Source organism: Flavobacterium flavigenum (assembly GCF_027111255.2).
In the GTDB taxonomy this organism is placed as follows: Bacteria; Bacteroidota; Bacteroidia; order Flavobacteriales; family Flavobacteriaceae; genus Flavobacterium; species Flavobacterium flavigenum.
This window is the reverse complement of the sequence record NZ_CP114285.2, coordinates 992,413-1,005,792: the sequence shown is the minus strand read 5'-3', so window position 1 is coordinate 1,005,792 and position 13,380 is coordinate 992,413. Positions and strand designations below refer to the sequence as shown.

Here is a 13,380-nt window from a genome sequence, read left to right as displayed (position 1 = left end):
AGATTATTTTTTTGAAAATCTGTGTAAATCTTTTTTAGATCAATAAGTAAGGTGAGTCTAATCAAATCTGCGTGAAAGATTAAGTTATAAGAAAAAAACTTATGATAAGATAGCATCAATATTTTTCAGGACATTTGTCCAGTAGAAAAAAAGCGTCAGATAGTATTTTTGGAAAAAAATCCAATGAAAAAAATACTAATCATAAACGGACATCCCAATCCTGAAAGTTTCAATTTTACTATTGCTAATGAATACCATAAAGGAGTACTTGATTCTGGCTCTCAGGTTGAAACCATAATCATTGCCGAATTGCAATTCAATCCGAGTTTACAGTTTGGTTATCAAAAACGAACCGAATTAGAACCTGATTTAGCTGAAGCCTGGAAAAAAATCGAAAATGCCGATCATTTAGTCTGGATTCATCCGGTTTGGTGGGGAGGCTTGCCTGCCATTACTAAAGGTTTTATCGATCGCTTATTTTTACCCGGAATGGCATTTCAATACCGTGAAAATTCGGTTTGGTGGGACAAACTTTTAAAAGGAAAAACGGCTCATATTATTACCACTTTAGATCAACCGGGTTGGTATTACCGATTGGTTTATGGAAGACCAAGTGTGAATCAGCTAAAAAAATGTACCCTGCAATTTTGTGGCATTACACCGGTAAAAGTAAGTTATATCGGAATCGTAAAAACAGCTGATGAAGGGCAAAGAAAAAAATGGTTGCAGAAAGTTTATAATTTCGGTATGAGAAACAAATAGTCACATTTTCCGAGAAGAAAAAATTAAAAATAAACAATAAAAAATAGTAAAACTAAGGCAAATCCAATCCAAATGTCGAACGTAAAAGTTCAATATTTGGGTTGATTTCCAATAAACGATTGTATCGGTCCTGATCGTTAAGATTTCGTTTGGTTTCAGCAGCTTCGTTTACAATAATCTCAATCGTAATATCATGATTGTGTAAGTGTCCTTTTAGATAGCCTAAAAGCCCGTTAATCTGGCTTTCAAAATCTAATTTCGAACCTTCATTCGGCAATTCAATTGTGATAACAGTACCGTTTAATTTTGGGTCGTTAATCAATAATAGCGATTCCATGATTTTGAAACCTTTTTCGCCTAAACGCTGTGCGTATTTGTTCCAGTACAATAACATGTCTGTTTCAGTAAATTCTTCTGTAAGCAAAACCGAACTAGGTTTTACGTAAGATTTAGCATTGGCTTCGAGTTCTTTTTTCTTGCGGATACTTGCCAGGGAAAAAGCAGAAACTTTAGGTTCATTATTAACTTCAGATTGAGCAGCAACAGGAGTTTGTACTTGTGGAGATACAACTGTTTCTACTTTTTGTGATGCTATATCTTCAGTTATAGTTTCTGAGTTTTCGACCTTAGATGTAGAAATTTCAGCTTCAGCAGGAAGACTTTGAACTTTGGATTTTGGACTTTCAACTATAGAATACCCTGCCTTTTTAAAATAGGTGGGCGGAATTATAAATTGCTCAGCTTTTTTTTTTCTCCATCAAAGTTGATAGAGGCTAATTGCATCAGACATAATTCGACCAACAGACGCTGATTCTGGCTTAATTTGTATTTTAAATCACAATCGTTGGCAATATCTATTCCCTGCAATAAAAAGTCCTGAGAACATTTTTGGGCCTGTATGCCGTACATCTGCTGTGCCTGTTCGCCTACTTCAAGCAAACTTAAAGTAGCAGGCGTTTTGCTTACTAATAAATCCCTGAAATGCGAAGCTAAACCGGCAATAAAATGATGCCCGTCAAAACCTTTTGCAAGTATATCGTTGTATGCCAGCAAAAGTTCCGGAATTTTATTTTCTAAAAGCAAATCGGTAATCGAAACATAGGTCTCGTAATCTAAAACATTCAGGTTCTCAGTTACGGCCTGACGCGTTAAATTTGTTCCGCAGTATGAAACCACGCGGTCAAAAATGGATAAAGCATCACGCATCGCACCATCTGCTTTTTGAGCAATAATATGCAAAGCATCATCTTCAAAACTGATTCCCTGACTTTGTGCGACGTCAGCCAGATGTTCTTTGGCATCTTTTACTGTAATTCTTTTGAAATCAAATATCTGACAACGCGATAAAATCGTCGGAATGATTTTGTGTTTTTCGGTAGTTGCTAAGATAAAAATAGCATGTTTTGGCGGTTCTTCCAGTGTTTTCAGGAATGCATTAAAAGCAGCCGAAGACAACATATGAACCTCGTCAATAATATAGACTTTATACTGTCCTGTTTGGGGAGGGATTCGAACCTGATCAATCAGGTTTCGGATATCATCAACCGAGTTGTTTGAAGCCGCATCCAGCTCAAAAACGTTAAAAGCAAAATCTTCATTTGGATCATCATATCCGGACTGGTTTATTTTACGGGCCAAAATACGTGCGCAGGTCGTTTTACCAACTCCACGCGGTCCGGTGAATAAAAGGGCAGAGGCAAGATGATTGCTTTCTATGGCATTCAGCAAAGTGTTTGTAATAGCTTTCTGCCCCACAACATCTTTAAATGTCTGTGGGCGGTATTTACGTGCCGATACTACAAATTGCTCCATATTCTTTTTTATTCGATAGCAAATATATGACTTTTGTTTCGTTGTTTAAAGTGGAATTTAGTTATTTGGCTAAATTCTTTTTCTTCAAAATCACGAAGATTAAACTTAGAAATAATACGATGTTGGCAATCAAAGAAATGATGATGTATTTGCTGTAAATTTCATTTTTTACTTCCGTTTTTTGTTGGTCATGATTTTTTTCTTGAGATTTTTTGTAGGCTCTTAACCTTTCTAATTGATAAATCCAATCTATCAAATTTTCATTTTCCAATTGCAATTTCCATACAGATTCAGATAATAATTCTAACTGTTTTTCTTTTCTCTTATAAGGATTTGATATTTGAGGCGGAGGTGGAAATGAGTTTTGAGGCGGATTAAATCCAATACTGGGTGCACAACCACTTATGTCAATCATAGTTTTATCTTTTCTAAAATCGGCATAAACAATCCAAAGTTGTTTTTGGATTGGTAAAATAGAACAGCTAGTAAATTCTTTCCCTTTGATATATTGAGAATTGTATTTGCCTTTAAATAATTCTATAATTCTAAAAGTAAAAGTTTTAGACACAGAATCTACTTTTATAACTTCTCCATAAAATACAATTTCAGATAGTTTTAACCCTTTTTCGATAATATTTTCTCGGTCAATTGGTTTGCAGTCGCAAGAGAAAGAATAATTAAAGAAAAAGACAAACACAATTATAGAGTTATATTTCAATTTCATAAAGAATATTTTTAATACAATAATACTCTTTTTTAACAATTAGAAGAGATAATTAATTATAATAAAAAGGATTATTTTAGCATTTTAAAGGAAGAGATAATCGATTGTAATTTCGAAAAATTTATGTTTAAAAAATTACTTCTTACCGGATTAATTGTAATTGCAATTTTTGCAGCTTTTATAATATTGACTCTCTATTTTTTTGGAGGTATTAATATTTTATCGCTGCTGTTTTAAATGAATTTAGATGAAAATATATTCTCAGCAAAATTTTGAAAACATGAAGATGATGAGTCGCTATTTTGAATCAAATTCAAAAGTAGATGAATTATATTTACTTGAATTTAGAACATCAAACCTGATCAATAATATAATTGAAAATGAAGACGATAATGAAAAAGGAATACAAGAGACCTTTAAATTATTAGCTGAAATTGAAAGTCTTGAACATAAAAATGATTCACATTGGCTTGATTATAAAATTCATGTAATGTGCGTATTAAGAGAAAATGGGTTTAATGAAATTAAATGAACTTATATACATTATTAGAATTAATTAGAGAAAAGCCTTATTTGTATATTGGAGATAAGAAATTATCGACTTTATATTATAATATAAATGGTTATATACTGAATACTACACATAATGAAATAAATGAAAATTTAATTCCAAAATGGGATACATTTAATGATTTCATCGCTAAAGAATTGAATTATGCTGAATCAACTTCCGGATATTGTCGCATGATTCTTGAAAGAAATAACTTTGATGAAGAAAAAGCGTTGATTGAATTTTATAAACTTTTGGATATTTTCAGAAAAGCCTGATTTAATGAACTTTAAGGTTTTACTAGATTTTTTTGGATGGAAGTAATATACCAAACCTGCTGTGAACCGGTAGTGTCTCACTAACTGTGTAAGTTAAAAAATGATGGGGTTATTAAATCACCATCATTTTTTTTAACTTTAACTTTTACACAGTCTTATGAAAAAAGAAGATTTATTATCAGATGAATTTTTAAAACAATTCAAAACAGGTGAAGACCTAAACGGTTTTCTGGCTCAATTACAAAAACGAGGAATAGAAGCTATTCTATCGGGGGAGCTGGATTCTCATCTAGGATATGAGAAACACGAAAAGACAGCTTCATCGAATTCTCGTAATGGTTTTTCCAATAAGAAAATAAAAACTTCATTTGGAGAATCAGACATTCAGGTTCCCAGGGACAGGGAAGCTTCTTTTAATCCCATGATTATTCCAAAACGTCAAAGCATGATTGATGGATTAGAGAATGTAATTATCTCTCTTTACGCCAAAGGAATGACTGTTAGTGATATTGAAGAACAAATAAGAGAAGTCTATAAATTTGACATATCAACCTCCACTATTTCCAGAATTACCGAATCAGTTTCCAATGATATAACAGCTTGGCAAAATCGCCCGTTAGAACCTGTTTATTTAATCGTTTGGATGGATGGGATTGTCTTTAAAGTTCGAGAGAACTCAAAGGTTATTAACAAAACTATTTATCTTGCTGTTGGTCTGAATCGAGAAGGAAAAAAAGAAGTTTTAGGCATGTGGTTAGGCAAGAATGAAAGTGCCAGCTTTTGGTTAGGGGTTTTAACAGATTTAAAAGCCAGAGGTGTTGAGGATATATTAATTACAGCTACAGATAACCTAAACGGCTTTACTCAGACTATTAAAAATGTATTCCCTGAATCACAGACTCAAATCTGTGTAGTACACCAAATACGTAACTCAGCGCGTTATGTAGTATGGAAAGATAAAAAGGAGTTCTCTAAAGATATGAAGCAGATTTATGATGCTCCAACTAAAGAAGCTGCTAAAGCTGCTCTTGAAGATTTTGCCTTTAAATGGAATCAAAAATATCCTTATGCCGTTAAATCCTGGCAGGAAAACTGGGAAGAACTTACAGTCTTTTTTGACTTCCCTATAGAAATTAGGAAAATAATTTATACCACTAATCTAATTGAAAATCTAAATGGAAAGGTTAGAAAATACACCAAAAATAAATTATCATTCCCCACAGATGAAGCTGTTTTAAAATCTGTATATTTGGCTTTAAGAGAAGCTACCAAAAAATGGACAATGCCAATCCATAATTGGGGATTAATACTCAATCAGTTCTTAACTATATTTGAAAAAAGGGTTCAACTTTAATTAAAAAGTCAAACCCCGTTATTTTTAAACTTACACACTTTTAAGGACAGTGTCTGTGAACCATATAAATCCTCTTGTTATTTCGTTGTCCCACTCATTAATGAGTTTGATTACTTCAAAAGCATAGAAAACAATTGTAAAGTTATATTAAGTAACTTCTTTTTTGTCTTCAAAATTATTTTTTCTAAGATTCATACCATATGTGTAATTTGTAGAAAGAATTACATCGTTACAGTCAAAATGCTTGATAACTCCATTTTCTTGCAAAGCTACAACCCAACACGTATTCTGATGCATTCCGTAATCGATAAGAAAAATGGCCTGGCCAGTTCCTAGTGGTGTTTCTACTAATATTGAAGGTTTTAATTGATGTATCATGATTTCTAATTTTTTTATAAAAATACATCTGCTTAGAAATAAACGAGTTATATTATTATTCAAATGCTTTACAGAATTAATGGTGCATGCTTTTAATTTTGAGTTTGAAAAAGATCGATCTACTGAAAACCATATAAATCTTTATGGATAATCATATAAAATTTTGAGTAGTAGTCTGTTTAATTTTAAAACAGATAATTATTAAAAAATAGTATTATGAAATTCAAATCAATTGCATTGGGAATAAGTCTTCCTCTTACTTTACTGGCTTGCACGCCTAAAGATGCAGATATTCAAAAAGAAATTAATGAAAAATTAGCAGATGCACCTGAAGTGCAGGTTACGATTCATGAAGGTGTTGCAACCATTGTGGGAACCTGCGAAGATGATGCTTTTAAGAAAAACATTGAACGTTCTGTGAAAGCGGTTAAAGGAGTAAAATCGGTGGTGAATAATTGCCAGTTTCCGGTTGCAAATGAAGAACCTGCCGCTGCGGCTGTTATTATCAATTCGGATGCTGATTTAGATAAATCGGTTGGTAAAGTCATTAAATCTTATGATGGTGTAAGTGCGACAGTTGTGGGTGGTGTGGTTACGCTTTCCGGAGAAATTAAAAGAAGCCAGTTACAGCCGTTAATCCAAAGCATACAGGAATTGAAACCTCAAAAAGTCGACAACAAATTAATAATTAAATAAATCGTTATGGGCTTACAGCATAAATACAGTGAATTAATTAATCTGGCTGCCGATTTAGGAGTAGATACCTTACAGGTAAGAGAACAAAACAATGTATTATACATTGATGGCAACGCTAAGTCAGTCGCTGATAAAGACAAACTGTGGGATACGTACAATAATATAGATCCCGATTACAGATCAGCGGATGTGGTAATGAACATCGAAGTTACGCAGGGAGTTTTAAGGGAATATACTGTTGAAAACGGCGATTCGCTTTCTAAAATTGCTAAATCATACGGCGTTTCCTGGCAGGATATTTTTGAAGCCAATAAAGATATTATTTCAAATCCGGATCTGATACAGCCGGGATGGAAACTAAAAATACCAACATTATAAAATTGAAAAAATTCAATAAAAAAATTCCAAATTCCAATAGTACAAATGTAACATTGGAATTTGGAATTTTATTTTGTCTAAGTTTAACAATTGGAATTTTAAATTCTACCTTCCCCTAATACTTAAATCAAATAAAAATTTAGCGGTTTCCTGATCTGAATCAGCAGAAAAGCCGGCTACATAGACTCCTTTTTTACCTGTAGTTGATTTAATTCCGTATACAACTGCCTCATCGCCCGGGTCTGATTCCCCTTCGTATCGATACACATGAACAATTTCAAATTTTTCAGGATTTTTTTTAATCACGTCTGCATTTCGATTGAAATCGCACGTAAACCCTTTTTCATGCAATTGATCTAAAGCCTTTGAAACAGTTGCGTAATGATACATTCTTTTCATAATAAACTGTATTTAAAATTATAGAATCTTAAAGATAACCAATTTGAAATTAATGGGTTAAGAAAATGTAAGGAAATCTGAAATTTATATTTTAGCTTCTTCGGTGATAAAGTGTTACTTTTGCAGCGCAGACCGCCTTATCGTCGTTCCGATTCATCGGGAGGGAGGAAAGTCCGGACACCACAGAGAAGCATAGCGGGTAACACCCGTCGGTCTTAGTAATAAGGCAAGGACAAGTGCAACAGAAAGTATGTACAGGTAATGCTGTAGTGAAACCAGGTAAACTCTATGCGGTGAAATACCAAGTATATCAGCATTTAAGGGCTTCTCGTTCGTTGCTGAAGGGTAGGTAGCTTGAGTTCCGAAGTAATTCGGAATCTAGATAAATGATAAGGTATTGTTTCGCTTAGGCGGGACAAGAACAGAATCCGGCTTACAGGTCTGCATTTTTTATATATTTGTGAAAGCGCTAACTCATTTTCATGAATGTAAATTCTCCCAAGTTTTCTTCAAAAACTAAGAAATCAATTTTTCGTTCAGTAGTAACTAATCTTACTTTCTGGGTTTTAATTTCGATTATTGCAGGTGTTTTGCTCGGACATTTTTCTCCTGAAAATGGTGTGAAAATGAAAATTGTTGGAGATACATTTGTCGATATTATCAAGTTATTTATTGGTCCGATTATTTTCCTGACGATTGTTTTGGGAATTTCCGGAATGGGAAACCTGAAGAAAGTGGGACGAATAGGGGTAAAATCTTTGGCTTATTTTGAAGTGGTTTCAACTATTGCTTTAGCAATTGGTGTGGCAGTGGCTTATTTATTTCAACCCGGAAAAATAGATAAATCAGGATTGGATTTACAGGATGCAAGCAAGTACACGAATCATGCGGCAGAAAACTTTTCGTGGCTGCAGTTTTTCTTTTCGAATTTTACGCTGCAGGTTCTTCTGGCTGCAATAGTTTGTGGTATAGCTTTGAATTTTTATCAAAAGAGAGAGCAGACGATTTTAGTTTTGGAACGCTTTTCAAAAGTTGTTTTTACCGGATTAAAATATGTGATGTATTTCGCTCCGCTTGGTGCTTTTGGAGGAATGGCTTACACAATTGGAAAATTTGGACTGGAAACTTTGATTCCGCTTGGTAAGCTGATGCTGTGTGTTTATATTACAATGGCTTTATTTGTATTTTTGATTCTAGGCGGTCTTTTGAAATATTACAAAATCAATATGCTGCCGATTTTAAAATACATCAAAGAAGAACTTTTATTGGTTCTTGGAACTTCTTCTTCTGAAGCCGCTTTGCCAGGTATAATGGTGAAACTGGAGCAAATGGGTTGCAGCAAATCGGTTGTGGGATTGGTGATTCCCACAGGATATTCATTTAATCTCGACGGAACTTCTATTTACTTGTCAATGTCGGTGATTTTTATCGCACAGTTGTATGATGTCCATTTGAGTTTTTTTGAAATTTTGACCGTCATCGGCATTTTGATGATTACTTCAAAAGGGGCGGCGGGAGTGACCGGAAGCGGATTTATTGTGTTAGCTTCGACTTTAACGGCATTACATAAAATTCCGGTTGAAGGACTGGCTTTCTTGCTGGGCGTTGATAAATTTATGAGCGAAGCAAGGGCGATAACCAATTTGATTGGAAATACAGTTGCGACCCTAATAATTTCAAAAACGGAAAAGGATTTTATAGAACTGAATCTGAATCCGGTTCATGAATAATTTTTATTATAAATACACAAAGCGCTAAGTTTAATACTTTCGTATCTGCTTAAGCGCTTTGTGAGTTTAACTTGTGGTATTTAGAGTGTGGTATTTAAAATCTAGGATTCGTCTTTGGTTGTACGTACTAAACTGATTCCTGATGTAAAAAAAATAATTCCAAGTATTCCGTAAATAATAAGCGATTTAATATCACGTGTTCCTCCGGAAGTGTCTGCAAAAATTACTGCAGTATAAATAAGTCCAACTATTCCGAGAATTGTCAGTAATCCTCCGAAAAATCTTTTTAGGTTCATGATTTTTTGATTTTAATGTTCAATTCAAATTTATCCTATAAAATCTTCTAATCTGTTATACAATTATTTACAAACCTTATATGATTTTCAGACAGTAAAAATGTAAGAAAATAATATTCTTTTTTTAGTTTCGTCTTATTTAAATAGTATTTTTGCGCCTTCCTCTAAAAACTAAAAAATGAAAAAAACGTACTTATTTTTACTTTTGTCTGTTCTTTCAATAAATGCTGTTCATGCCCAGGATGAAACTTCGGTTTCTGTAGTAAAAAATCAATTTAAAATTAATATGTTACTCCCGGGATTTGTTTGGGAACATGGTTTTGACGCAAAGAATACATTATATTCCGAGGCAAGCATTGGCTTAGGATATTCATCAAATTCGGATAATTCAAATTTTGCTTTTTATCCCAATATAAACGAACAGTTTCGTCATTATTACAATCTTGAAAAACGAGCTGAAAAAGGAAAAAGAACTGCACGTAATTCAGGAAATTTTTTAGCTGCCAATGCGATTTATAATTTTGAGTCTATTTCTACAAATGATGATTACAGAGAAGTTATTCCTTCGTTTACCATTGGAGCGCTTTGGGGATTGCAGCGTACATATAAAGGAAGGTTTAATCTTGAATTCAACGTCGGACCGGGAGTTAATTTCGATAAATATGAAACAGAATTTGTTCTGATAGGAAATTTTACTTTAGGTTGGGTAATCGGAAAATAATTTAAACCTAAGCTTTTTATGTTTAAGCTATATAAAAACAAAAGCCCTTGTGAAAATAAAAGGGCTTTTGTTTTTATTGTAAATGATAACGATTATCCTTCTTCTTCTGTTGACTTTACGGATGAATCCTCAGGAAGTTCTTAATCGTCACCAGTTGAGTTCAGTTCGAAGAAACTAAAAAAGGATCCTCCATAACTTTTCTGAAAAGAAAAATTACTCAAATGATCCATTTTGGTATACTTAGAATGTTCTATAACCATCATTCCGTCTTCATGAAGCAATTCTCTTTCGAAAACGGTAAGAACAATTTTTTCAAATGCAGCCTGCTCTAATCCGTAAGGCGGATCAGCAAATATAATATCATAAGAAGTTTTGCAATTTTCCAGAAACTTATAAACATCACTTTTGGTGGCAGCAATATCAAAATCATATTCTGAAGAAATCTGTTTAATGAATTTTACGCATCCAAAATCGCCATCAACACAGGTTATTGGCGCACTTCCACGTGAAGCAAATTCATAACTGATGTTTCCGGTTCCCGAAAATAAATCTAAAACTTTTAAGCCGTCAAAACTAAAATGATTGTTCAAAACATTAAATAATGCTTCTTTGCTCATATCAGTCGTAGGTCTTACCGGAAGGTTTTTTGGCGGAAAAATGCGACGTCCTTTGTATTTTCCAGAAATGATTCTCATGATTGAAATAAGATATAATGTTTTTGATTTTCTGCAGTCGAGAAGTTGTTTTTTTGCTGTAAAGTGCTTACATCCAAAAAGGATACATTTCGGATGTATTTATACGCAATAGCATAAAACGGATCATTTTTATTAATAGTGCCTAATAATTCGAGCGGGAAAATTTCCGGATTCAGACTCAGTTGTTCGGCCGTAAATAGTAAATAATAAATAAAATCTTCCGGGGTCTGGTATTCAAAAGAATTGAATAACAGCAGTTTTTGATTTTCAACTACAATGATTTCAAAATGTTCCGGATTAAAGTTGACAATCATTTTTTTGTCATCATTGTTTTTTGAAGCCTCAAGTAATTTTTCGACTAAAATGCTGTTTACATGTTTGTAATCAAAAGATCCAACGTTGTCAATCAAAAAGTTATTGATGTTTATATACGGAATATAAACAGCATTCATTTGATAATTGGAAATTTCGTCGTAGGTAAAAAAATCAGTTTCAAAAACTTTTGTGGTGTATTGCAAATAGCTGCCCAGATAATTTTCATCAAAAAGTGCCGAAGGAACAAAAGTTGAAAGATTGTTATTATGAATAACCATAATGTCATCATAGGTATCTTTTAATTCCGGGTATTTTTTGAAAGCTTCAGCGAAATGATCCTCTATTTTGGTTGTTTTTTTTGAAACGTCAAATTTAATTTCGCTGAATGAAGTAATCCTGTCGTTCAGGGTATCGAAACAACAAAAAGAAAATCCGGTCAGTGAAACCTGAATAGAAAGTTTTTTATAAAGTTTGGATGTAATATTGGTGTTCTGAAATGCCATAATTTGATTTATAATCCTTTACAGTAGTTTAAGGAAAGAATTTAATTCGAACACAAACTTACAAATAATAATTTCAATATCAATTTCAAAAATCAATGACAATTACAATATCAAAATTCAATGATAATGTAAAAAAAACAAATAGGAATATTAAATATTGATAAAATTCAATCGTGACGGTTTTAAAATTAAATTCGCAAATAGTTTTTACAAAATTCATTTGATAGACACATTGAAATTGTTATTAATTTTTTTGTCTTGAAATTGTTATTGCAATTGGTAACTTTGTTCCTCAATTTTACCCCTATGAATTCAGCATTATTTTATGGCGTTCTGCAAAAAAGATTTCCTTTTGCACCAACTTACAAACAGGATATTTTTTTTCAGAAAATTGCTATTTTTTTGACCGAGCCCCAAAACGATACCATTTTTGTATTAAAGGGGTATGCAGGAACGGGTAAAACAACCGTGATTTCGACAATTGTGAATAATCTTGGGGATATCAATAAAAAATATGTTCTGCTGGCGCCAACCGGCCGTGCGGCAAAAGTCATTGCTAATTATTCGAATAATCCCGCATTTACCATTCATAAAAAAATATATTTTCCTAAAAAATCATCGGGTGGAGGAATCGCTTTTACCAGACAGGTCAATAAGCATAAAAATACCATTTTTATAGTTGATGAAGCTTCGATGATTTCAGACAGTACATTGGATAGTGGTTCTCTTTTAGATGATTTGATTAATTATGTGTATTCAGGTACGAATTGTAAAATGATTCTTTTGGGTGACACGGCTCAGCTGCCTCCGGTGAATTTAGATATTAGCCCGGCACTTGATATTCAGACTTTAGGCATTCATTACGATAAAGAAATTGAACATATCGAACTCGATGAAGTAATGCGTCAGGAAGAAAATTCAGGGATTTTATTTAATGCTACCGAATTGCGTGAACTATTGAAAGAATCGTTTATAACTGAATTTAGGTTTAATGTAAAAAAGTTTAAAGATATTGTCCGCCTGAGCGATGGTTACGATATTCAGGATGCAATTAATACTGCGTACAGCAATTATAGTATTGAAGATACTGCTTTTATTGTGCGTTCAAACAAAAGAGCAAACCAGTATAATGAGCAAATCCGGACCCGAATATTGTTTAAAGAAAGCGAGCTATCGGTTGGGGATTTTCTGATGGTGGTAAAGAACAATTACTTCTGGCTAAAGGAAACCGATGAAGCCGGATTTATTGCCAACGGAGATATTATTGAGATTCTGGAACTTTTTGGAATCAAAGAATTATACGGATTTACTTTTGCGAAAGTCAAAATCAGAATGGTTGATTATCCGGATCAGAAACCTTTTGAAACGGTTTTGATTCTGGATACCATAAAAAGTGAATCACCCTCTTTAACGTATGAAGAATCTAATCGTTTGTATGAGGAAGTCATGAAAGATTATGCTGATGAAACAACCAAATACAAGAGATTTCAAAAAGTTAAAGAGAACGAATATTTTAATGGTCTGCAGGTAAAATTCTCTTACGCCATAACCTGTCACAAATCGCAGGGAGGGCAGTGGAATACTGTTTTTATCGAACAGCCTTATTTACCAAACGGAATCGATCGTGACTACATCAGGTGGCTTTATACGGCTATGACACGTGCTAAAAATAGGCTATATTTGATAGGATTTAAAGACGAGAGTTTTGAGGAATAAAAACACTAATTTCACGAATTAGCACGAATTGATTTTGGATTAAGATTAGTGAAAATCTGTGCAATTTGTGTTT

Annotated in this window: 18 protein-coding genes and 1 other RNA gene; 11 read left to right on the top strand and 8 right to left on the bottom strand. The window is 33.2% G+C overall.

The features are described 5' to 3' along the window. Nucleotides 1-183: 183 nt before the first annotated feature. Nucleotides 184-762: an NAD(P)H-dependent oxidoreductase gene (locus tag OZP09_RS03725; RefSeq protein WP_269236598.1), complete on the top strand. Its 579-nt coding sequence runs from the start codon at nt 184-186 to the stop codon at nt 760-762. A gap of 52 nt (nt 763-814) precedes the next feature. Here OZP09_RS03725 and OZP09_RS03720 read toward each other — a convergent pair whose 3' ends face one another. From OZP09_RS03720 to OZP09_RS03710, 3 genes are all read right to left on the bottom strand, one after another. Continuing rightward, nucleotides 815-1,186 carry a DNA polymerase III gene (locus tag OZP09_RS03720; protein WP_269236597.1) on the bottom strand — a complete coding sequence of 124 codons (372 nt, stop codon included), beginning with the start codon at nt 1,184-1,186 and terminating at the stop codon, nt 815-817. A gap of 302 nt (nt 1,187-1,488) precedes the next feature. Further along, nucleotides 1,489-2,574, bottom strand: coding sequence for a DNA polymerase III subunit gamma/tau (gene dnaX, locus OZP09_RS03715; RefSeq protein ID WP_281310307.1), 1,086 nt, complete (start codon nt 2,572-2,574; stop codon nt 1,489-1,491). Nucleotides 2,575-2,635: 61 nt separating this feature from the next. Next, a complete protein-coding gene (locus OZP09_RS03710) occupies nt 2,636-3,298 on the bottom strand; it encodes a hypothetical protein (RefSeq protein ID WP_269236595.1) in 663 nt (220 codons plus the stop codon). A 247-nt stretch (nt 3,299-3,545) separates the two neighbouring features. On the opposite strand from OZP09_RS03710, the gene OZP09_RS03705 reads away from it, so the two are divergent. The 3 genes from OZP09_RS03705 to OZP09_RS03695 all read left to right on the top strand — a co-directional run bounded on the left by OZP09_RS03705 (nt 3,546) and on the right by OZP09_RS03695 (nt 5,480). Next, the gene (locus OZP09_RS03705) at nt 3,546-3,830 is read left to right on the top strand and encodes a hypothetical protein (RefSeq protein ID WP_269236594.1); all 285 of its coding nucleotides are present in this window, start codon (nt 3,546-3,548) and stop codon (nt 3,828-3,830) included. After that, complete coding sequence (locus OZP09_RS03700; protein ID WP_269236593.1) at nt 3,827-4,126, top strand: hypothetical protein; 300 nt, start codon at nt 3,827-3,829, stop codon at nt 4,124-4,126. The genes OZP09_RS03705 and OZP09_RS03700 overlap by 4 nt, the downstream gene beginning before the upstream one ends. A gap of 157 nt (nt 4,127-4,283) precedes the next feature. After that, nucleotides 4,284-5,480 carry an IS256 family transposase gene (locus OZP09_RS03695; protein WP_269234850.1) on the top strand — a complete coding sequence of 399 codons (1,197 nt, stop codon included), beginning with the start codon at nt 4,284-4,286 and terminating at the stop codon, nt 5,478-5,480. 147 nt (nt 5,481-5,627) lie between these two features. Here OZP09_RS03695 and OZP09_RS03690 read toward each other — a convergent pair whose 3' ends face one another. Further along, nucleotides 5,628-5,858 carry a hypothetical protein gene (locus OZP09_RS03690; protein ID WP_223680362.1) on the bottom strand — a complete coding sequence of 77 codons (231 nt, stop codon included), beginning with the start codon at nt 5,856-5,858 and terminating at the stop codon, nt 5,628-5,630. A 216-nt stretch (nt 5,859-6,074) separates the two neighbouring features. Between OZP09_RS03690 and OZP09_RS03685 the strand changes: the two genes are divergently transcribed. Beyond that, nucleotides 6,075-6,554 carry a BON domain-containing protein gene (locus tag OZP09_RS03685; RefSeq protein WP_269236592.1) on the top strand — a complete coding sequence of 160 codons (480 nt, stop codon included), beginning with the start codon at nt 6,075-6,077 and terminating at the stop codon, nt 6,552-6,554. A gap of 6 nt (nt 6,555-6,560) precedes the next feature. Next, nucleotides 6,561-6,932 (top strand): LysM peptidoglycan-binding domain-containing protein, encoded by a 372-nt coding sequence (locus OZP09_RS03680; RefSeq protein ID WP_269236591.1) that lies wholly within the window; start codon nt 6,561-6,563, stop codon nt 6,930-6,932. A 105-nt stretch (nt 6,933-7,037) separates the two neighbouring features. Here OZP09_RS03680 and OZP09_RS03675 read toward each other — a convergent pair whose 3' ends face one another. Next, nucleotides 7,038-7,331, bottom strand: coding sequence for an SH3 domain-containing protein (locus tag OZP09_RS03675; RefSeq protein ID WP_223680356.1), 294 nt, complete (start codon nt 7,329-7,331; stop codon nt 7,038-7,040). Between the two features lie 124 nt (nt 7,332-7,455). Here OZP09_RS03675 and rnpB point away from each other — a divergent pair. Continuing rightward, an RNA gene (rnpB, locus tag OZP09_RS03670) (RNase P RNA component class A) lies at nt 7,456-7,783 on the top strand. 30 nt (nt 7,784-7,813) lie between these two features. Beyond that, nucleotides 7,814-9,061 carry a cation:dicarboxylate symporter family transporter gene (locus OZP09_RS03665; protein ID WP_269236590.1) on the top strand — a complete coding sequence of 416 codons (1,248 nt, stop codon included), beginning with the start codon at nt 7,814-7,816 and terminating at the stop codon, nt 9,059-9,061. A gap of 101 nt (nt 9,062-9,162) precedes the next feature. On the opposite strand, the gene OZP09_RS03660 is transcribed toward OZP09_RS03665, so the two are convergent. After that, nucleotides 9,163-9,357 carry a hypothetical protein gene (locus OZP09_RS03660; RefSeq protein ID WP_281310306.1) on the bottom strand — a complete coding sequence of 65 codons (195 nt, stop codon included), beginning with the start codon at nt 9,355-9,357 and terminating at the stop codon, nt 9,163-9,165. Nucleotides 9,358-9,535: 178 nt separating this feature from the next. On the opposite strand from OZP09_RS03660, the gene OZP09_RS03655 reads away from it, so the two are divergent. After that, nucleotides 9,536-10,078 (top strand): DUF3575 domain-containing protein, encoded by a 543-nt coding sequence (locus OZP09_RS03655; RefSeq protein WP_281310305.1) that lies wholly within the window; start codon nt 9,536-9,538, stop codon nt 10,076-10,078. A gap of 18 nt (nt 10,079-10,096) precedes the next feature. Beyond that, entirely contained in the window at nt 10,097-10,222 is a 126-nt protein-coding gene (locus tag OZP09_RS03650) for a hypothetical protein (protein WP_269236587.1), read from the top strand. Here OZP09_RS03650 and OZP09_RS03645 read toward each other — a convergent pair. Continuing rightward, on the bottom strand, nt 10,219-10,773 hold the full coding sequence (locus tag OZP09_RS03645; RefSeq protein WP_269236586.1) for an RsmD family RNA methyltransferase: 555 nt from the start codon (nt 10,771-10,773) through the stop codon (nt 10,219-10,221). The two genes, OZP09_RS03650 and OZP09_RS03645, sit on opposite strands and share 4 nt — an antisense overlap. Next, a complete protein-coding gene (locus OZP09_RS03640; RefSeq protein ID WP_281310304.1) occupies nt 10,770-11,591 on the bottom strand; it encodes a DUF3822 family protein in 822 nt (273 codons plus the stop codon). Before OZP09_RS03640 ends, OZP09_RS03645 begins: the two co-directional genes overlap by 4 nt. A 306-nt stretch (nt 11,592-11,897) precedes the next feature. Between OZP09_RS03640 and OZP09_RS03635 the strand changes: the two genes are divergently transcribed. Continuing rightward, nucleotides 11,898-13,307, top strand: a complete 1,410-nt coding sequence (locus tag OZP09_RS03635) for an ATP-dependent DNA helicase (protein ID WP_269236585.1) — start codon at nt 11,898-11,900, stop codon at nt 13,305-13,307. Nucleotides 13,308-13,380: the final 73 nt, after the last annotated feature.